A 20,528-nucleotide genomic window follows, 5' to 3' on the forward strand; every position below is an offset into this window, starting at 1 on the left:
ATATTATTTCCGGTAGCGAGATATTTCTGGGCATAAAAATAGAGTATCGGCCGCTACCGGAAAATGTTTAGACTTTCAGCATGTTATCTCTCTGTTACCGATGTGTTCACGCGGGTAACAGGCGAGCTTTGACGGTTCTCCCAGAGCACCGTCAGGCCGCGCTGAAGGGCAATAAAGATAAACAGCAGAATGCCGATGGCGATCTTCGTCCACCAGGAGCTGAGCGTGCCGTCGAAGTTGATATAGGTCTGGATCAGCCCCTGAATCGCCACGCCGAACAGCGTTCCCAGCACCGTCCCCACCCCGCCGCTGAGCAGCGTGCCGCCAATCACCACGGAGGCAATCGCGTCCAGCTCCACGCCCACGCCTGCCAGGGCGTAGCCCGCCTGGGTATATACCGAGAAGACGATACCCGCCAGCGTCGCCAGGCCGGTCGAGAGCATATAGATGCGGATGGTGGTGCTGCGGGTCGAGATCCCCATCAGGTTGGCCGACGTGGCGTTGCCGCCAATGGCGTAAACCTGATTGCCAAACCGGGTACGGTGGGCGAGGAAAATGCCAATGACCACCACGCCCAGCATCAGCAGCCCCATCGCGCTCAGCCGTCCGCCGCCGGGAATTTTCCACGCCAGGCTGGAGAGCGTGTCGTATACCGGATGGTTAATCGGAATCGACTCCTCCGACACCAGGTAGCTCACGCCGCGCAGGAAGAACATGCCCGCGAGGGTAATGATAAACGCCGGAATTTTTAACGCGTCGATCAGCAGCCCCATAAAGGCGCCAAACGCGCAGCCCATCACCAGCACCAGCGGAAACGCCACCAGCGGGGAGATCCCCCAGAAGCCGATCGCCTTCGCGAGGAACACGCCCGTAAAGGCGATCACCGAGCCGACGGAGAGGTCGATCCCGCCGGAGAGGATCACAAACGTCATGCCGACGGCGATGATGCCTAAAAAGGCGTTATCGGTCAGGATATTGCAGATAACGCGCGTCGAGGCAAAGCCGGGGAACTGCGTCAGACAGTAGAGATAGCCCAGCACAAACACGCCCAGCGTGATCGTTAGCGGTAAATTACGTTTTATCATGGCCACGGATCCTCTTAATGATGCTGACAAAGCGCGGCGACTGGACGACAAGCACACAGAGCACGACCACCGCTTTCACCACCTGGTTGAGCTCCGGCTGAAAACCGGAGAGCAGGATCCCGGTGTTCATGCCCTGAATGATCAGGGCGCCTATCACCGAGAGCAGCAGGTTAAAGCGCCCGCCCATCAGCGACCCGCCGCCGATCACCACCGCGAGGATCGCGTCCAGCTCCAGCCAGAGTCCCGCGTTGTTGGCATCGGCCCCGCGAATATCCGCCGCAACGATGATCCCGGCGATGGCGGCGCAGACGCCGCTCAGCACGTAGGTCAGCATCACCATCAGCCGCGTGTTGACGCCAGCGTTGCGCGCGGCGCGGATGTTGATCCCAACGGCCTCAATGAACATCCCCAGCGCCGTTTTGCGGGTGAAGAGCCAAAAGACAGCGAGCGTGACCAGGGCAATCATCACCGGCGTCGGGAAGAACAGAAAGTTGCCGCTACCGAGCCACGCCAGGCTCGGGGAGTTAAAGGTGACAATCTGTCCGGAGGTGATCAGCTGCGCCACGCCGCGCCCGGCCACCATTAGAATGAGGGTGGCGACAAAGGGCTGGATTTTCAGCACCGCGACCAGAATGCCGTTCCATAGTCCTGCCAGCACGCCGGTGCCTAAGGCCGCCAGTAAAACAACCGGCAGGCTGTGTCCGGCCACGGTCATGGAGGCTGCCGTGGCCCCGGCGATAGCCATCACCGCGCCAACGGAGAGGTCAATCCCGCCGGTGGCGATGACCAGCGTCATCCCGATGGCCAGCAGCGCCACGGGTGCGGCACGGTTTAAAATATCAATCGGGCTGCCAAACAGGCGGCCATCCTGGACGATAATCTGGAAAAAATGCGGCGCGACCAGGCTATCCACCAGCAATACCACCAGCAGCGCCGCGATTTGCGGCGTGCCGGTTGGCCAGCTGAAGCGGCGCTTTGACTCACCGGTTTGCGAAAGCGAACGGGGCATCACGATTCACTCCTTATGCCGCGATGGCATTCATGATCGCCGGAACGGACAGCTTATCCAGCGGGATCTCTGCCACCTGTTTGCGATCGCGCATGATGATGACGCGATCGGCATAGCCCACCAGCTCTTCCAGCTCGGACGAGATAACCAGCAGCGCCAGCCCGTCCGCGCAGAGCGTCTCGATAAGCCGGATAATTTCGGCGTGCGCGCCGACGTCAATGCCGCGGGTCGGTTCGTCGAGGATCAGGAACTGGGGTTTAGTTAGCAGCCAGCGTGAAAGCAGGACTTTTTGCTGGTTACCGCCGGAAAGAAACTCAATAGGCTGTTCCGCGCTCGGGGTGCGGATACCGAGCTGGCGGATAAACCGCTCGGCGATGGCGATTTGCTCTTTACGCGGGATGGGACGCAGCCAGCCGCGCTGGGCCTGCAGCGCCAGAATGATATTTTCCCGCACCGAGGCGGCGGCAATAATCCCGTCCGTTTTTCGGTCCTCCGGGCAGAAGCCGACGCCCAGACAGGAGGCCTGATGCGGCGATCGCAGGGTTTGCGGTTTGCCCTTGATCAGCGCGCTGCCGCTGTCTGCCGGCTTGATCCCGAAGATCACCTCGGCGGTTTCGGTCCGGCCTGACCCTAGCAGGCCCGCCAGCCCGACAATTTCGCCCGGCCGCACCTCAAGGTTAAACGGCGCGATCGTCCCTTTTTTGCCGTAGTTGCTGAAGGCGGCGACCGGCTTCTCGCTCAGCAGCGTGCGGCCCGCGCGCTGAAGGGCGTTGGTCTCCAGCTCGCGGCCCAGCATCATTTTGACCAGCTCGATCTGCGGCAGCTCGCGGGTTTCGCGGCAGCCGACAAAGCTGCCGTTGCGCAGCACCGTGATGCGATCGCTCACCTCGTAGACCTGATCGAGGAAGTGGGTAACGAAGATCAGGCTGACGCCCCGATCGCGCAGCTGGCGCATCAGGGTAAAGAGCATCTCGACTTCCTGGGTATCGAGGCTGGCGGTGGGTTCGTCGAGGATCAGGACTTTCGCAGAGAGATCGATCGCGCGGCAAATGGCGACGATCTGCTGCATCGCGACGGAAAAGCGGTTCAGCGGCTCGCGGACGTCGAGGGAAAAGCCGTAGGATTCCATCAGCGTTGTCGCCCGCGCCTCCATCTCTTTGCGGCGCAGCAGGCCAAAACGCCGTGGCTCACGGCCAATAAACAGGTTATCCGCCACCGACATATTCGGCAGCAGGTTCACCTCCTGGTAGACCGTCCCGATCCCCAGCTGTTGGGCATGGGCGGTATTTTTCGGCGAAATGGCGTTGCCTTCCAGCCAGATGGTGCCGCGATCGGCGTGATAAACGCCGGTCAGGGATTTTATCAGCGTCGATTTTCCCGCACCGTTCTCGCCCAGCAGCGCCATAATCTCGCCGCGCCGCAGGCTGAAATCGACGTTATCCAGCGCCTTTACGCCGGGGAAGAATTTACTCAAGCCCTCTGTGCGGAGGATTTCCTGGTGTTGTTCAGTGGTCATGGTTCCCCCTCACCCTGACCCTCTCCCCGGAGGGGAGAGGGGATTGATCGTGCCAATTGTTAATATCCAGCTCCGCCCTGCCTTTCCCCCTCTCCACTCCGGGGAGAGGGCTGGGGTGAGGGGCGCGGGTCAGGGCTTAGTAGCCCATGTTTTTCTTCTTCTCTAACTCTTCTTTCGCCGTATCCGGCAGGTAGAGCGTGGACTTGGTGACGGTCACCTTCTCAGGCATCGTGCCGTCTTTCTTGAATTTCTCCAGCGCGTCGAAGGCCGGGCCCGCCATGTTTGGCGTCAGCTCCACGCTGGCGTTGGCTTCGCCGTCGATCATCGCTTTGTAGATATCAGGTACGCCGTCGATAGAGCCGGTGAGGATATCTTTGCCCGGCTTCTGGCCCGCTTCTTTGATCGCCTGAATCGCACCGATTACCATGTCATCGTTGTGGGCGTAAACCATGCAGATGTTCTTGCCGTTGTTTTCCGCCTTAATGAAGCTCTCCATAACCTCTTTGCCTTTACTGCGGGTAAAGTCGCCGGACTGAGAGCGGATAATCTTGATGTTTGGCGCTTTCGCGATGGCCTCAGCGAAGCCTTTTTTACGGTCGATAGCCACGCTCGCACCCACGGTGCCCTGCAGTTCAACGACGTTACACGGCTTGCCGTCGACCTGCTTCACCAGCCAGTCGCCAATCAATTGCCCTTCAAGCACGTTGTTGGCGGTGACGGTGGTCATATAGAGAGATTTGTCTTTGACGTCGATGGAACGGTCAAGCAGGAAGACCGGGATCTCAGCGTCTTTCGCCTCCTTCAGGACGGGTTCCCAGCCGGTCGCCACGACGGGGGCAATAAAGATGGCATCCACGCCCTGGGCGATAAAGGAGCGCACGGCTTTGATCTGATTCTCTTGTTTTTGCTGACCATCGGCGATTTTCAGGGTGATGCCGCGTTTCTGAGCTTCGCTTTTCGCCACGTTGGTTTCTGCCGCTCGCCAGCCAGATTCAGAGCCGACCTGCGAAAAACCTACGGTTAAGGGAGCGGCCATCGCCATAGACGACATGGCTGCCGAAACTGCTGTGACCAGGAGTAAGCGCTTCCACATATGAACGTCCTCGTAGGGTGAGTTATTGTTGGTTAAAAGATGTTCTGCGGAATGACTATAGCCCATGAAATAGGTAACGAATTGCGTTACATCACACTTCAGAAAAGTGAATAAAACGTTAATCACAAGTTTGTAATCGCTTTCATTTCACCATTAAAAATGCGGCTACGTTTATGGATTTTCCTGTCATGGAATCGGTCTGAAAAGTGGAGAAAGCGGGGAGAGAAAGCGAAAACAGGCGGAGACATTCAGCGCGAGTTGGCTATAATACCTGCCACGAATTTACCATCCATTTTAAAGGACACCGACATGAGCTTACTCAACGTCCCAGCGGGTAAAGAACTGCCAGAAGACATCTACGTTGTTATCGAAATCCCGGCTAACGCAGATCCGATCAAATACGAAGTGGACAAAGAGAGCGGCGCCCTGTTCGTAGACCGTTTCATGTCTACCGCGATGTTCTATCCGTGCAACTACGGCTACATCAACCACACCCTGTCTCTGGACGGTGACCCGGTTGACGTGCTGGTCCCAACGCCATACCCGCTGGAGCCAGGCTCCGTCATTCGCTGCCGTCCAGTTGGCGTGCTGAAAATGACCGACGAATCCGGTGAAGATGCCAAGCTGGTTGCGGTACCGCACACCAAGCTGAGCAAAGAGTACGATCACATCAAAGATGTGAACGACCTGCCAGAACTGCTGAAAGCGCAGATCACTCACTTCTTCGAGCACTACAAAGACCTCGAAAAAGGCAAGTGGGTTAAAGTTGACGGCTGGGACAACGCGGAAGCGGCGAAAGCAGAAATCATCGCCTCTTTCGAACGCGCTGCTAAGAAATAATTCTTACAGCTGATAATGAAGGCCCCGCGAGTCGGGGCTTTTTTATATCTGCCATATAGCTAAGCCCTGGCTTAACTTTTGCCAGACCCAAATCCATCATTCGGATCTGGTTTACCAGAATGACGCCCTGAATATTCCCTTCTTCACAAGACAGCGACACACTGAAACCCGCATAGCGGGCAAAATTGCCCCCCTGTGTAACAGGCGCAACCAGCGTCATTCCAGGCTGGTTGAACGCGCTAACGGATAGCACTAAAGCGGGCCTGCCTGCGCCCTTTTGTTCATGACCATTTGCAGGATCGAAGCCGACGAGAACGATATCACCTCGTTCAAAACAAGGTCGCTTCACCATACTTCATCACCTACGGGACCTGACGTGCCCCATACGTCCTGTTTGTTAACTTCCGGGGCTGACATATCACACTGCGCCAACAACTCTTCAAGCGAGTACTGCTTACTCACCGGAGTGAGCACTAACTGATTATTTGTCACCTGAGTCTCCATACTCTGACCTGGCATTAGGAATAACGCTCGAAGGAAAAAAGAAAGCAGGAGGAAATTTCACTGCGGACTGCGAGCCGCCACACAAAAAAACAACGCCACCTTCCGGTGGCGTTGTCGTTTTTCAGTACTGGTCTCTGTCTAACCAGTTACCGCTTACAATCCGCGTTAACCCGTCGACCGGACGCTGGTAGACATACATCCACGCGCTACCGTACGGCGTCGGGATCAACTGGCGTGCGTATTCACCGCCCCTGGTGCGCAAGGCATCAAGTTCGGCAAGCGTTGCGTTATCAATACGATACACTTCACCCTGTACTGTTCCTTCGCCCGGAACCGCGCCTGGATAGTGGCCCAGGCTGTACAACTGGTAGTTCTCGATATTGTAATTCCCCAGCAGCAGGGCATTGGTCATCCAGTGACTGTTGCCTTGCTTGGTTCGTAAACTGCCGTAGACAAATATTCGCATTGCTAAAACTCAAACTGATAGAGCAGATCAAGTGCCTGGTCTACGCCGGACACTGCTTCCAGATATAGCTTAGGCATCAGGCGATAGCGTAACGTGAGTGTTGCCAGTGAGTCAAAGATCCCCACACCATATTTTACCTGCAGACCCGGCAGCACATAGCCGCTGACCACCACCTGCGAGGAGTCACCCACGCCCTGGGTGTCCAGCGCCAGATTGCTTACGCCGAACGTCTCGCCGATTTTACCCACAACCTGCCCACTTTGTGCAACCCCCAGCCCCACTAACATCGAGGTCATCGCCGCACTGTCGCTCTGACCGCTGTCGAGACCTTGTCCACGCAGAAGGTAAGAAAGAGCCTCTTGCTGGGACATCGCCGGGTCAGAGAAGATCTCCGCCTTCGGTTCGTCGGCGGAACCGGTGACGCGTACCCCGGCAATGACGTCGTTTTCCGTCGCTTCCGGGTTACGAATCGCTTCGATGTTCAACAGGGGCTGATCCGGTGGACCAGAGAACAGCAGCTCGCCTTTACGGACAATCAAATCCTGACCATAGGCGTGGAAGCGCCCTTCAGGAATATTGATCTGCCCGTTGAGGCCAAGCCCTTGTTTATCCTGCGCCACCTTCAGGTCGCCCGTGAGCCTCGCCTTCAGCCCAAACGCATCCAACCGCACGTTATTCCCCACGTGCACGATAAGGTTACTATTAATCGGTATGCCAGCGCTCTTCTGTTCGACAGGTTTCAGATTTTCATTGAGCATAACTTCATCACTTGAGACGCCGACCGCGCTTTCCGGCACGTCGTGAACCACGATGCGCGCCCACGGCACGTCGACGCGACCGTCAAGCGTGAAGAGGCTTGGCGTGGCCTCAAAGACCACATCAGGCGAGACGTCCAGGCGCACCATCGGCGGCACGGTGATACGCACCTTGCTGCCCTTCGCGGCAATACGGGCCCGCCAGTTGTCGAGCTGGCTCCAGTCCGCGTCGCCGCTCAGGTTGATTTGACCTTGTTGCGTCAGTACCGATCCGCTCAGCGTCGAGCTCATGCCGTTGAAGTTCATCGCAATCTGGCTGGGCTGCATGTCAAACGGCATAAAGTTGCCGTCGATGTCCACGCCGCTGAGGCGCATCTGCCCGAACAGCTGCGGGCTTTGCGCGTTGCCGCCCAGGCGCAGGTTGGCGTTCAGCATGCCCTCGGCCTTTTCCCCGCGGGCGAAAATCGGGTTCACCATCGCCAGGTTGAAGTTGCGGATATTGACGTTGCCGCCCAGATTACGCCGTCCCTGCGGGTCGGTAATCTGGACCTGCCCGTCAAGCTGACCGTTGTTAGTAAGACGGATCAGCCACCCCAGCTCCGCACGGTTGTTATGCAGGTCCGCGCTCAGGTTGAGGGTATCGAACGCCACCGGCAGCGGCGCGTCGTTGATCTCCTGCGTCACCTTCACGTTACGGCCCGAAAGCGTGACGCTGCCCTGCGGCAGCCCCTCTTTAGTGGTGTCCCAGGCCACGTCGGCTTTCCCGCTGAAGACGCCGCTGGCCTGGGTGGTGTCCGGCATAAACGGCTTCAGCATCGCCAGATCGAAGCGGTTAAGGTTGATTTGCGCGCGCCCTTCCGCGCCCGCATCGATGGTCTGCGGTACGCACAGTTCCGCATTCGGGTTGGTCCAGCAGTGCGGCCCAATGCTGATCTTCTGCTCGGCGTTGCGGTAGTCCAGCGCGATGGAGCGCGACAGCGCCAGCGGCCCGACCGGGGTATTGAAGCGCGTATTGTCCAGCGTCCCTTTCCAGCGTTCTTCTTTGCGGTCGAAGCTGCCGGTCAGGTGAAGCTGGCCGGAGACCGGCTCGCCCTGCACCCGCAGCTGGAGGTCGTGCTGCTTCTCGTTCCCTTTCGCATCCAGGGTGACCAGGCTGATGTTCACGTCAGGCTGCGAAATGCGCTCCACGCGCAGGTTCAGGTTACCGCCGATCTGGTCAGTGGATTTCACATCCCCTTCCACCCGGACGCGAGCAACGCTCAGTTCTTGCCAGCGCAGGTTATTGGCGGTGATATCCGCCAGCAGCTGCGGCGCGTCTACCGTGCCGCGCACCTTCACGAGCCCCTTCGCCGTCCCGCCCAGGCCCGGCAGGGCGTTGTCCAGATTCGGCGCGTCGATGGCGGCATCCAGCTCCAGAGCTTTCACCCCCAGCTCGCCTTTGATGTCCGCCGTGTTGCGGCCCAGCGCGACGTGCAGGCCCGGGATCACCCACTGCAGGTAGCTGTTGCCTTTCACCGAGCCTTCAACGTTAACCTTGTTCTGCTTCACGTTCCCGGTGAGCTTGATCTCCGGCACGTCCATCTGCCACGTTCCGCCGTACAGGCTGCCGCGCGTTTTGATCAGGCCATCCAGCTTCGACGGCCAGTCCGGTACCTCTTTGGCGGTGTTAATGCCCGTCAGCTTCAGCTCGCCGCGCCAGCTGATTGCCTGCTGCCAGTCGAGCAGCGCGGTCAGCTCGGTTTTGCCTTCCAGCGCCGCGACGGTCAGCTTGTCGAGGTTGATCTGCCGTTCGTTACCCTTCGCATCCAGCGTGATGTTCGCGGGCGGCACGCCCTGCCCCTTCACCGCGGTGCGGAACGAGAGCGTGTAGTCGGTCATCTTGCCGCTCAGCTTCAGCTTCATGTCGTCGGCCTGGAACTGCTTTTCGCCGGTGAACGGCCAGGAAAGCTGCTTGCTGACGACCTCAAGGTTAAGCGGCAGGCCGGCTTCCGCCAGCTGCGTTTGCGCGCGCAGAACCATGTCCACCGGGCCGGAGAGATTCACCCCGACGTCCAGCTTATCGCGCAGCGCCCCGCCGACTTTAACCTTCACCTTTTCGCCCTTCAGCGGGTCGATGTTGAGCGCGCTGTTCAGCGTAATATCCACCGGCCAGCTGTCGCGCAGCAGGGCATTCCCTGACGCGTTCACCGAGCCCTGGCTGGTGTCGATATCCAGCGCGTCGAGCTTCATGCTGCCGTCAATGCTGCTGACCTTAAGCAGCATGGTGTAGACGGTCAGATCGGTATCGCCGGTCAGGCGCAGCTGCTCGCCTTTGAACTCCTCAATATTGAGGTTCAGCGGCAGATGCACGTCGGTCATTTCCGGCAGGACAGGCTTCGAGAAGAGATCCTTCAGCGTTTCGCCCAGCGGCTTTTCTTCCGGCTGCGGGTTCTGGATCTTCGGCTCGACGATCTCTTCCTGCGCCACGTCGGCCACTTTCGGCAGCGCGATCAGCAGGCCCTGCAGCGAGGTTGGCGTGAGGGTGAGGTTTTTCTCCTGCCAGCGCAGGCCGGAGGTGAAATCCATCACGGACACGGTGGTGTCGTCGATTTTGATATTAACGTTATCGAGCGCCACCCGATAAAGCGCGATCGGGTACGGCGTGGAGAGATTGAGCGGGCCGCTGTCCTCTTCCTCGACCGGCGCGGACTTCGGCATTTTCTTCGAATCGATCGCCACGTTAACGTCTTTAAGCGACAGATCGTTGACGCAGAGCCTGCTGTCCCGCAGGCAGCCCAGCTTCACCGCCAGGTGAAACTCCCCGGCGTTTACCGCCACGCCCGGCTGCGTATAGCGGATGTTCTTCAGTCGCAGGTCGCGCCAGCCGCCCGTCACCTGACCAATTTCCAGCCCCGGCACCCAGCGGTTCGCGGCGTTAAACAGCAGATGCAGCCCGGTCGTCGTTCCCACCAGAAACGCCACCGTACCGAGCAGCAGCACGATAAAAATCAGCACCCCGAGGCTTATCTTCTTCCATAAACTCATAATTCTGGCCCCAGACCGATGTAAAACTGTAATCCGTGTTCTTCTTTATCGCCGACCGGCACGGCGAAATCGAGCTTGATCGGCCCGACGGGCGACTGCCAGCGTACGCCTACGCCCGCGCCGGTTTTAAAGTCGCTGCGGCGGATATCGCTCACCGCTTCGCCGCCGTCGACGAACATGGCGCCCCACCATTTTCCGCTGACGTTGTACTGGTACTCCAGCGAGCCGGTCGCCAACTTGGAGGCCCCGATCAGCTTGCCGTCATCGTCTTTAGGCGCGATAGATTTGTATTTGTAGCCGCGGATGCTGCGGTCGCCCCCGGCGAAGAAGCGCAGGTCCGGCGGCACTTTGTCGAAGTCGCCGGTTTCAATCCAGCCGAGATTGCCGCGCATCACAAAGCGGTGTTTGTCATACAGCGTGCGGATCCAGACGTTTTGCGCCTGAATGACCGAGAAGTCTACGTCAGAACCCCACATGGTGTTGGAGTAATCGATGGAGTAACGCTGGGAATCCCCCCAGGTCGGCATCAGGCCACCGCGCGAGCGGGTGCGGCTGATCATCACCCCAGGATAGAGCAGCATGGTGGTATTGGTGACGTTGGCCTGGGTAAAGTGGTCCAGGCTCCAGCGCAGGTTAATGGCGCGCTGCCAGCCGCTGGAGAGATCCCAGAAACGCGACAAGGCGAGCGTGGTGGAGTCGGACTCGGTATCGTTCAGGTCGGTGCGCTTAAAGCCCCCCTGGACCAGGTAATACTGCTCAAGCGGATTTTTCAGCAGCGGCATTTTGTAGCTGAAATCAAGCTGCTGTTCCGGAGCGGAAATACTGGCGCTGGTGGTCAGGCTGTGGCCGTAGGAGTTCATCCACGGCTTTTTCCAGGTGGCCTTCACGCGCGGGCCGACGTCCGTCGAATAGCCAACCCCGGTCTCAATGGTGTTCTCGGTGCGCGGCGAAACAACGCCATGCAGCGGCAACACCTTGGTTTTGCGAGACTTCTCAAATTCCGGTGCGACAACCACGGAGTTAAACCAGCCGGTCGCGGAAAGACGACGGTTCAGTTCCGCCAGGTCTCTCGACTGGTAGTAATCGCCTTTTTTGAACGGCACGAGGTTTTGCAGGTACTCTTCACGGATTTGCGAACCTTCAAAGGTCACATCCCCAAAGCGGTAGCGTTCCCCGCTGTCGTAGTCGATATCCCAGAAGGCCTGATGCCGATCCAGCGCAATGCCCAGCTGGCTTTTATCGAACTGGCTGTCAAAGTAGCCCTTGCGCAGGGAAACGCTCGTCAGCTCTTTTTTGAAATGGTCGTAGTCGCCGTGGTTAAGCACGGTACCGATTTTCGGCCGCGTGCTGAGCAGGTCCAGGTAATCCCGGTCGGTACGCGCCCCGCCGCGCAGGATGACGTTCGTGCCGCCAATCCGTACCGGCTCACCCGGCGAAACGCGGGCAATAAGCACCTGACGCCCCTTCTTTGGCGGCGGGCGGAGATCGAAATCAATGGTGGGTTCGTAATAACCCAGCGCTTTTAGCCCTTCCCGGATCGCATCGTCGACGCGCGCGCGAAAACGCCGGTCCGGCGTCACCTCATCACTCTGGATGGTCGATAGCTGCGCACGCACGTTTTTTTCCAGCGCCCCGGATAACCCCTCAACCTGCAAACGGACATTCGCCGCGCTGGCAATCCCGCTTGTCAGCAATACACTGACTAGACATAACTGGCGGATTTTTGTCACGTTTTCTCCTGAATATCCCTGTTTCCACCCTGGAAGCAAATGAACTGCCGCTCCGCGGCAAAATACGGCCCGTTGGCCAAAAACCCGAATCGCGGGTTGAAAATGGGTGTAACACCCAAATATTTCTTATGATTAAATCTAGACTCATTCAGCGCATTTATTGTGTTCAATTAAACGCGTCGTGACAACCTTAACTGAAACATCGCACCCCGGGAGGCCCCATCGTGAGTTTATTCGACAAAAAGCATCTGGTTTCACAAGCAGATGCATTACCGGGGCGCAACACCCCTATGCCTGTGGCGACCTTACACGCCGTTAATGGCCACTCTATGACCAACGTGCCGGATGGCATGGAAATCGCCCTGTTCGCCATGGGCTGCTTCTGGGGCGTTGAGCGCCTCTTCTGGCAGCTGCCCGGCGTTTACAGCACGGCCGCGGGATACACGGGCGGCTACACGCCGAACCCAACCTACCGCGAAGTCTGCTCTGGCGAAACCGGGCATGCGGAAGCGGTACGCGTGGTGTATGACCCAACCGTAATCCGCTACGAGCAGCTTCTGCAGGTCTTCTGGGAAAACCACGACCCGGCGCAGGGCATGCGTCAGGGCAACGACCACGGCACGCAGTACCGCTCGGCCATTTATCCGCTCACGCCCGAGCAGGATGCCGCCGCGCGCGCCAGCCTTGAGCGCTTCCAGCAGGCCATGCGTGAAGCGGGCGATACGCGCGAGGTGACCACGGAAATCACCACCGCAAAACCGTTCTACTACGCCGAGGACGATCACCAGCAGTACCTGCATAAAAACCCGTACGGCTACTGCGGTATCGGGGGCATCGGCGTCTGCCTGCCGCCACAGCTGGCCTGATCACCGTTCCAGCGCCACGCGGGCCGCGTGGCGCGTCGCATTACAGACCGAACCGTAATCCATCACTTTTCCCTGCAACAGCAGGTTAAAGACCGGCGCCTGCGGTCGGTTGAGCCGCGTTTGCAGCAGATGAACGGCTTCAATCCCCAGCTCCCGACAGGGCACCGTCACGCCCGTGACCGGTTTTTCCAGACGGTGCGCCAGGTTCCATGCAAAATCGGTCGTTATCAGCGAAATATCTTCCGGAATGCGCAGCCCGTGTCGGGTCAACGCCCTGACCACGCCTTCCACCATGCTGGTGCTGTTCGGGAAAATCACCTCCGGCCACTGCGATTTATCGTGGCTCTTCAGCCACGCGTCCAGGGCCCGCTCGGCCTCTTCGGCGGTAAACCACTCCGTCACGAGCAAATCGCGCTGGGGATCAAAGCCCACGTGAAAATGGCGGTACGCCTCTTTAATGCCGTCCAGACGCGCGTAAAGCGTTTCTCGCCGCAGGCAGGTGAGCGTGAGCACACGCCGATGCCCCTGCTCAAAAAGATAGTGCATGGCGGTAAACCCAATCGCCCGGTGATCGGGCGACACGGCATCCAGCTCGCGATCCCGGTCAATGGAATTAATTAACACGCAGGGTTTATTTAGCGTACTCGCCAGTTTAAATATGGTGGAATCATCAGTCCCAATAATAATTATCGCGTTAATATTCTTCTGACCGGCCTTTTCCATAAATAATTTCACATCGGCGTGCTGTTCTTCTAATCCACAGCAGCTCACCCATACATTGTGCCGCGCGCAGGCTTCAGCGATCCCTTTAGTCACTTCCAGATAAAAAATATCCCCGCGTCCCTGAAAGGTTCTTTCTGGTGCAAACACAGCGATACCGTTAATTAACAGCCTGCCGCTGGCCACGGACTCCAGCACGCCTAATTCCCTGGCGGTACGAACGATCGCCTCCCGGGCTTTATCGCTGGTATACGATTTGCCGCTTAATACCCGAGACACCGTACTGACGGAATAGCCCGTCAGGGCCGCTATCTCCTCCATTTTTAACCTGCCCGGCATAGTGTGACCTCGCTCTCATTCAGTTTTTGCAAATATTTGCAGAAACAGCCTTTTGATTTTAAAACCAAATTTCAAAAGGCCTGGAGATTACTTAATCACCTTGCGAGTATTCTCACAAAAACACATTGTCGCTGCTGTCCGCTTTTCCTATTTTCCGGTCATCACTTCTTTTCAACAGAAATTAAGGTGTGACATGGAGAAGGTACGTTTTGGCATTATTGGAATAGGTAATATCGGCACGGTCCACGCGCGCTATTTACTGGCGGGTACGGTCAGCGATGCCTGCCTGACGGCGGTTTGCGATAATGCACCGGAAAAGCATCCGGCCATTCGCCAGCTGGTCGGCAATCTCCCCCTGTTCAGCGACGCGCAGGAGATGCTCCAGAGCGGACTGATCGACGCGGTGATTGTCGCGACGCCGCACTATGAGCATCCGCGCCTGTCGATGCTGGCGATGCGCAGCGGCATCCACACCCTGTGCGAAAAACCGGCAGGGGTGTACACGGCTCAGGTGCAGGAGATGAACGCCTGCGCCCGGGAGTGCGGCGTGGTGTTTGGCATCATGTACAACCAGCGCCCTAACCCGCTCTACCAGAAGGTCAAAGACCTTATCGACAGCGGCGAACTGGGCGAGATCCGCCGCTCCAACTGGATCATCACCAACTGGTATCGCTCGCAGAGCTACTACAACTCCGGCGGCTGGCGCGCCACCTGGAAAGGGGAAGGCGGCGGCGTCTTGCTCAACCAGGACCCGCATCAGCTCGATCTCTGGCAGTGGCTGGTCGGGATGCCGGTTCGTCTGCGCGCGTTTTGCCAGTTCGGCAAGCATCGCGATATCGAAGTGGAAGACGAGGTCACCGCCTATGCGGAGTATGCCAGTGGCGCGACGGGCGTGTTTATCACTACCGTCGCGGAAACACCGGGGACCAACCGCCTGGAAATCGTTGGCGACCGCGGCAAGGTGGTCGTCGAAGAGGGGAAACTGCGCTACTGGCGGCTGCGTGAATCCGAAACCGCCTTCAACGCCCGCTGGCAAAACGGTTTTGGTGAACCCGAATGCTGGGAGGTCTCCATCCCCGTTACCCCGGAATGCAGCGAACACCACGTTATTACCGCCAATTTCTCCGCCGCCATTCTGCGCGGCGAGCCGCTGATTGCGCCGGGTCTGGAAGGGATCCGCGGGTTGACGCTTTCCAACGCCATGCACCTCTCCACCTGGACAGACGACTGGGTCGACCTGCCGCTCAACGAGAAACAGTATCTGCGCCTGCTTCAGCAGCGTATCAGTACCTCAGTGGCTAAAGAGGCCGCCAGCATCACGCTGGACGCCTCTGGCACCTGGTAACAGCGGAGAAACACGATGTTAAATGTCGCTATCGTGGGAACAGGAAATATCTCGCATAACCACATCCAGGGCTATCTGCAGTTTGGTCAGCGTTGCCGGATCGTCGCGCTGGTCGATATCTACCCGGAAAAAGCCTACGAGAAAAAAGCACGCTACGGCCTGACGGATGCCCGCGTGTACGCAAGCCACCAGCAGATGCTGGCATCGGAGCCCGATGCGGACATCGTCGACGTCTGCACGCCGCCCTACGTTCATGCGGAGATTAGCATTGATGCCCTGCGCGCGGGGTGCCATGTGCTGTGCGAAAAACCGATGGCCGCCTCGCTGGAGGAGTGCGACGCGATGATCGCCGCACAGCAGGCCAGCGGTAAAACGCTCTCCATCATCGCTCAGAACCGCTTTACCGATGCTTTCTGGCGCTTAAAAGCGGCGCTGGATTCCGGCCTCGCGGGGAAAATCTGCCATGCGCAGGTGGATTCGTTCTGGTGGCGCGGACGCTGCTATTACGACCTGTGGTGGCGTGGCACCTGGGAAAAAGAGGGCGGTGGCTGCACGCTTAATCACGCGGTTCACCACATCGACGCCATCCAGTGGATGCTCGGCTACCCGTCGGAGGTCGTGGCAATGATGACCAACGTGGCGCACGACAATGCCGAGGTGGAAGACCTCAGCGCCGCGATCTTCAAATACCCGAACGGGGCGCTCACGCAGCTTACCGCCTCGGTGGTGCACCACGGGGAAGATCAGAAAATCATCATTCAGGGCGAGAAAGCGCGTATCTCCGCGCCGTGGCAGGCCTTTGCCAGCGTGAGTGCCGATAACGGCTTCCCACAGGAAAGCCACGATCTGGCGCGAGAAGCGCAACTCAACGCTATTTTTCACGACACCCGGAAACTCGAATGGACGCTACACAACGGGCAGATTAACGACCTGCTTTATGCCATCGAGCACGGCACGGCACCGTTAGTGGATGGCCTGCAGGGTAAGCGTTCCCTCGAACTGATTACCGCAATTTATAAATCAGCCATTACCCGCACCGTCGTCCCGCTGCCGATTCAGCGCGATGACCCGTTTTACCGTACCGGCGGGACGAACGCCCTCGCCCCCCGTTTTTATGAGAAGTCCGCAAGCGTGGCCAACTTCAGCGAAGTCGGTGCCATCCCCCTGGGAAAAGATCTGGATCGAGGAATGTCATCATGAACAAGAAGGACGGAATGAACTATGCCCCGGTAGGCAAACCGCAGCCGGTTGTCCGGGAAGGTGAATTTGTTTTTGCCGCTGCCGCACTCGACCACGGGCATATTTACGGCATGAGCAACGGCCTGATTGAAGCCGGCGCCACGCTGAAATGGGTGTACGACCCTGACCCGGCGAAAGTGGATAAATTCATCCAGCAATACCCGCAGGCCAACGTGGCGTCGTCGCTGGACGTGATACTCAACGACGACGAGGTGCGTCTGGTGGCGGGTGCCGCCATCCCGTCCGAGCGCTGTGCGCTGGGGCTGAAAGCGATGGCCGCAGGGAAGGACTATTTCACGGATAAAGCACCGCTCACCACCCTTGAACAGCTGGCCGATGCCAAAGCAATGGTAGAGCAAACCGGGAAGAAATACGCGGTGTATTACAGCGAGCGTCTGCACGTAGAGAGCGCGGTCTTTGCCGGACAGCTGGTACAGCAGGGCGCGATTGGCCGCGTCGTGCAAACTCTGGGAACCGGACCGCACCGGGAAGGAACCGGTCGTCCGGCGTGGTTCTACGATCGTCGCGACTTCGGCGGCATTCTCTGCGATATCGGCAGCCACCAGATTGAGCAGTTTCTTTTTTACACCGGCAACAGCGACGCCTCGGTGGTGGCAAGCCGGGTGCGCAACGTTAAACACCCGCAGTATCCCGCCTTCGAAGACTTCGGCGACGCGATGCTGAAAGGCGAAAACGGTGCCAGCGGCTATTTCCGCTGCGACTGGTTTACGCCGGACGGGCTTTCAACGTGGGGCGACGGTCGCCTGACGCTGCTCGGCACCGAAGGCTATATCGAAATCCGCAAATATGTCGATTTAACCCGCGGCGAGCAGGATGTGGTTTACCTGGTGAACAAAGAGGGCGAATTCCGGTATCCCGTTGCCGGACAGGTCGGGTTCCCGTTCTTTGGTGAACTGATCCTCGACTGCCTGCACCGGACCGAAAACGCCATGACGCAGGCGCACGCCTTCAAGGCGGCGGAACTTTGCGTGAAGGCTCAGATGCTGGCCAACGCGACGGCATAACGGGAGGCAACGATGAGGATCCTGAATACAGCGGTTATCGGTGCCGGCGCGATTCACAGCTGCCATGTGAATGCATTACGCCAGATCCCCAACGTCGCACTGCGCGCGCTGGTAGACATCGACAGCGTTAAAGGACTGACGCTGGCGATGGCCTATCAGTGCCGTTTTTATCAGGATTACCGGGAAATGCTGCTGGATGATGCCATCGACGTGGTCCATATCTGTACGCCGCATTTCGAGCATAAACGTATGATCCTGGCGGCGCTCGCCGCCGGGAAGCATGTGTTCTGCGAAAAGCCGGTGGGGATGAACAGCAGTGAATTCGGCGATATCGTCCAGGCCGTCGAGCAGGCACCGGGTCTGCTCGGCGTTTGCTATCAGAACCGGCTCAACCCCACCAGCCTGCACATCCGCCAGGAGTTAAGCGAGGGCGGGCTGGGGAAGATGCTCGGCATGAAAGCGGTGCTGACGTGGTCACGGTCGGGCGCCTATTACGCCGAAAGTCCGTGGCGTGGCCGGCTGGCAACGGAAGGCGGCAGTCTGCTGATCAACCAGGCGATCCATACCCTCGACCTGATGCAGTGGTTCGCCGGCGGGGTCACGCGCCTGAAAGGCGTAGTGGATAGCGGCGAACTGGCGGATATCACCGAAGGGGAGGACAGCGCAATGGCGACGCTGCACTTTGCTAACGGCGCGCGCGGCCTGTTTTATGCCAGCAACTGCAATACCGCGGATTCCCCCCTCTGGCTTGAGATCCATTGCGAACGGGGTTCGCTGCTGCTCAATGACAACGAGCTCTGGCGCATCGCCCCGGGCGAGCGCCGCAAGCTGGCAACCGATGATTCCCCTGACGGCTCGGTCAAAAGCTACTGGGGGCTGGGACACCAGCAGGCGATCCGCCGTTTTTATCATGCCATTCATCACCCGGAAACGGACTACATCGATATCCATGCTGCCGGGAAATCACTCACCCTTGTGGAGGCCATTTATCGCTCATCTCAATTAAGACAATGGATAGATATCAATAATTAGAAACGTAAGTGTCGTCCAGCAGTAAATAACAAAACGACCTGAAACACAGGTTAATCACTACCCTACACTGGATATTATTATGGTCAAACCAACTGAACGTAGAGTTGGTTACGGCGTAGCGCTTGGCTACGGCGTAACCGATCTGTTTGGCGGGGGCGCTTTTGCCATTATCGGCACCTGGCTGCTCTTTTTTTACACCACCTATTGCGGACTCTCAGTGATTGAAGCGGGTTCAATATTCGCCATTGCCCGCGTTATTGACGCACTCTTAAGCCCGATTATGGGATACGTCACCGATAATTTCGGTGATACCTGGCTCGGACGTAAATTTGGCCGCCGCCGCTTCTTTTTATTACTCAGCTCACCGCTCATGTTTTTGTATGCCCTGCTGTGGCTGACGGACATGGGCTACTGGTATTATCTGGGCACCTATCTCTCGATAGAACTGCTGTCGGCGATGGTGCTGGTCCCGTGGGAGACGCTGGCGGCGGAAATGACAAACCGCTATGAAGAGCGTAGCCGCCTCTCCGGCGTGCGCATGATTTGCTCTCAGCTCGGGGGCTTTCTTGCGGTTTCCGTTCCCGGCGTCATTATGCAGTTCACGGGTAAAGATAATCCGTTTACCTATACCCTCACCGGGCTAATATTTTCCTGCGTATTTTGCCTTGCGGTATTTATTACCTGGTACACCACCTGGGAAGCCAAAGATGTACCGCAGGAGTCCGACTTTAAAGTGGATAACCAGCGCAGCAGCGGGATACTCAATCACCTGAAATATCTGGTTCTGGATCTCTTTTCTTCATTCCGCATTCGCGCGTTCCGGCTGCATATCATTATTTATATCTTTTCGTTTACGGCAATGGACGTATTCGGTTCGGTCTTTACCTATTATGTCGTCTATTGCCTGAGCCAGGATGCGGCGGCGGTATCCGGCTGGCTGAGCATTGCGGCCTTCGCCTCGGTGCCGGGCACGTATGGGTTTATGCTGTTGCTGAACCGGCTGAATGTTACCCCTTCCGCCGCGCTGCGCCTCTCCTACGGCTGTATCTTCTGCGTGCTGGCATTCCTGTTTACGGTCTACCTCACCGAAACGCAGGTGCCGACGCTGCTGTTCTCGGCGGTCTTTATCCTGCTGGGTGCCGCACGCTCCGGCCTTTACTACATTCCGTGGAATATCTACAGCTTCATTCCGGATATCGACGAGATGGTGACGCAGCAGCGCCGCGAAGGGATTTTTGCCGGTGTGATGGTCCTGACCCGCAAAAGTACCGTGGCGATGGCCATCATGATTATTGGCCTGGTGCTGCAGGAGGCCGGTTTTGTGAAAGGCAGCGGCGTGCAGCCTGAAAGCGCGCTGGGGGCGATAATGGGTCTGATGATTTTCGCGACGTCAGCCCTGCTGGCGGTCAGCTTCTTCACTACCTACATGTTTAAGCTCACCCGCGAGACGCATAAGCTGCTCCTCAAAGAGATTGCGCGCCGTAAGCTCGGCGGAGATTACCGCGACTGCGACGCCAGGACGCGCGTGGTGATCAAACAGCTCACCGGCTATGAGTACGATCAGGTCTGGGGCGGTGATGCGACCCGTCGGGCGGTGGGCAATGTCCGCCTGTCTACCGTGAAATAACGCGATGTACCGGACAGCGCCCGCTGTCCGGTCTGTTTTATGCCAAAAATGTGACCTCTGGCAGATTTACATCTCTTTACGCTCTACCCAAAAGAGATTTTCAATCGTTCAGATTTTAGGCGATACCGAGTTAATGAAAAGTTCGGCACTGAGATCTGAGCACACGGCATTTTGTCGACGAGGTTGAACCTGATTAGGCGAACGAGATTTTAAATCAGGCGGAAAAAACTGACTGTACTTATACCTCAGTAAACGATCCCTTTAGATTTTCTGTCAAAAATCGGGATGCCAGGGATTTGATTATTTTGTGTTC

At 57.9% G+C, this 20,528-nt stretch carries 16 protein-coding genes and 1 pseudogene; 7 read left to right on the forward strand and 10 right to left on the reverse strand.

The genetic code is table 11. From position 1 onward, the window contains the following. Positions 1-83: 83 nt before the first annotated feature. The 4 genes from yjfF to ytfQ form a co-directional block, all read right to left on the reverse strand. The gene (gene yjfF / locus L6R44_RS12530; RefSeq protein ID WP_023616965.1) at positions 84-1,085 is read right to left on the reverse strand and encodes a galactofuranose ABC transporter, permease protein YjfF; all 1,002 of its coding nucleotides are present in this window, start codon (positions 1,083-1,085) and stop codon (positions 84-86) included. Continuing rightward, positions 1,072-2,097 carry a galactofuranose ABC transporter, ATP-binding protein YtfT gene (gene ytfT / locus L6R44_RS12535; RefSeq protein ID WP_167513843.1) on the reverse strand — a complete coding sequence of 342 codons (1,026 nt, stop codon included), beginning with the start codon at positions 2,095-2,097 and terminating at the stop codon, positions 1,072-1,074. Before ytfT ends, yjfF begins: the two co-directional genes overlap by 14 nt. A gap of 10 nt (positions 2,098-2,107) precedes the next feature. Next, positions 2,108-3,610: a galactofuranose ABC transporter, ATP-binding protein YtfR gene (gene ytfR / locus L6R44_RS12540; protein ID WP_237424415.1), complete on the reverse strand. Its 1,503-nt coding sequence runs from the start codon at positions 3,608-3,610 to the stop codon at positions 2,108-2,110. Positions 3,611-3,746: 136 nt separating this feature from the next. Next, positions 3,747-4,703, reverse strand: coding sequence for a galactofuranose ABC transporter substrate-binding protein YtfQ (gene ytfQ, locus L6R44_RS12545; RefSeq protein WP_237424416.1), 957 nt, complete (start codon positions 4,701-4,703; stop codon positions 3,747-3,749). A 309-nt stretch (positions 4,704-5,012) separates the two neighbouring features. Between ytfQ and ppa the strand changes: the two genes are divergently transcribed. After that, positions 5,013-5,543, forward strand: coding sequence for an inorganic diphosphatase (gene ppa, locus L6R44_RS12550; protein WP_010427397.1), 531 nt, complete (start codon positions 5,013-5,015; stop codon positions 5,541-5,543). An 88-nt stretch (positions 5,544-5,631) separates the two neighbouring features. Here the strand turns inward: ppa and L6R44_RS12555 are convergent. From L6R44_RS12555 to tamA, 5 genes and pseudogenes are all read right to left on the reverse strand, one after another. Beyond that, a pseudogene (locus tag L6R44_RS12555) lies at positions 5,632-5,895 on the reverse strand (type II toxin-antitoxin system ChpB family toxin); the annotation flags it as partial. Continuing rightward, a complete protein-coding gene (locus L6R44_RS12560) occupies positions 5,889-6,062 on the reverse strand; it encodes an antitoxin ChpS (protein WP_237424417.1) in 174 nt (57 codons plus the stop codon). The gene L6R44_RS12560 and the pseudogene L6R44_RS12555, both read right to left, overlap by 7 nt. 106 nt (positions 6,063-6,168) lie before the next feature. Beyond that, positions 6,169-6,513 (reverse strand): gamma-glutamylcyclotransferase family protein, encoded by a 345-nt coding sequence (locus tag L6R44_RS12565; protein WP_237424418.1) that lies wholly within the window; start codon positions 6,511-6,513, stop codon positions 6,169-6,171. Positions 6,514-6,515: 2 nt separating this feature from the next. After that, positions 6,516-10,292 carry an autotransporter assembly complex protein TamB gene (gene tamB / locus L6R44_RS12570; protein ID WP_237424419.1) on the reverse strand — a complete coding sequence of 1,259 codons (3,777 nt, stop codon included), beginning with the start codon at positions 10,290-10,292 and terminating at the stop codon, positions 6,516-6,518. Next, positions 10,289-12,022 carry an autotransporter assembly complex protein TamA gene (tamA, locus tag L6R44_RS12575; RefSeq protein WP_125371857.1) on the reverse strand — a complete coding sequence of 578 codons (1,734 nt, stop codon included), beginning with the start codon at positions 12,020-12,022 and terminating at the stop codon, positions 10,289-10,291. The genes tamB and tamA overlap by 4 nt, the downstream gene beginning before the upstream one ends. A gap of 224 nt (positions 12,023-12,246) precedes the next feature. Between tamA and msrA the strand changes: the two genes are divergently transcribed. Next, positions 12,247-12,888, forward strand: coding sequence for a peptide-methionine (S)-S-oxide reductase MsrA (gene msrA / locus L6R44_RS12580; RefSeq protein WP_032643844.1), 642 nt, complete (start codon positions 12,247-12,249; stop codon positions 12,886-12,888). Here the strand turns inward: msrA and L6R44_RS12585 are convergent, their stop codons facing one another. Continuing rightward, positions 12,889-13,947 (reverse strand): LacI family DNA-binding transcriptional regulator, encoded by a 1,059-nt coding sequence (locus tag L6R44_RS12585; protein ID WP_032643843.1) that lies wholly within the window; start codon positions 13,945-13,947, stop codon positions 12,889-12,891. 193 nt (positions 13,948-14,140) lie between these two features. Here L6R44_RS12585 and L6R44_RS12590 point away from each other — a divergent pair, with 193 nt between their 5' ends. The 5 genes from L6R44_RS12590 (at position 14,141) to L6R44_RS12610 (ending at position 20,215) form a co-directional block, all read left to right on the forward strand. Then, positions 14,141-15,292, forward strand: coding sequence for a Gfo/Idh/MocA family protein (locus L6R44_RS12590; protein ID WP_237424420.1), 1,152 nt, complete (start codon positions 14,141-14,143; stop codon positions 15,290-15,292). 15 nt (positions 15,293-15,307) lie between these two features. After that, positions 15,308-16,492: a Gfo/Idh/MocA family protein gene (locus tag L6R44_RS12595; protein WP_032643841.1), complete on the forward strand. Its 1,185-nt coding sequence runs from the start codon at positions 15,308-15,310 to the stop codon at positions 16,490-16,492. Beyond that, positions 16,489-17,556 carry a Gfo/Idh/MocA family protein gene (locus L6R44_RS12600; protein WP_032643840.1) on the forward strand — a complete coding sequence of 356 codons (1,068 nt, stop codon included), beginning with the start codon at positions 16,489-16,491 and terminating at the stop codon, positions 17,554-17,556. The genes L6R44_RS12595 and L6R44_RS12600 overlap by 4 nt, the downstream gene beginning before the upstream one ends. A 12-nt stretch (positions 17,557-17,568) precedes the next feature. Then, positions 17,569-18,588, forward strand: a complete 1,020-nt coding sequence (locus L6R44_RS12605) for a Gfo/Idh/MocA family protein (RefSeq protein ID WP_237424421.1) — start codon at positions 17,569-17,571, stop codon at positions 18,586-18,588. Between the two features lie 79 nt (positions 18,589-18,667). Beyond that, on the forward strand, positions 18,668-20,215 hold the full coding sequence (locus L6R44_RS12610; RefSeq protein WP_237424422.1) for an MFS transporter: 1,548 nt from the start codon (positions 18,668-18,670) through the stop codon (positions 20,213-20,215). The last annotated feature ends 313 nt before the right edge of the window (positions 20,216-20,528 follow it).

Source organism: Enterobacter cloacae complex sp. ECC445 (genome assembly GCF_021892025.1).
Lineage (GTDB): Bacteria > Pseudomonadota > Gammaproteobacteria > Enterobacterales > Enterobacteriaceae > Enterobacter > Enterobacter chengduensis.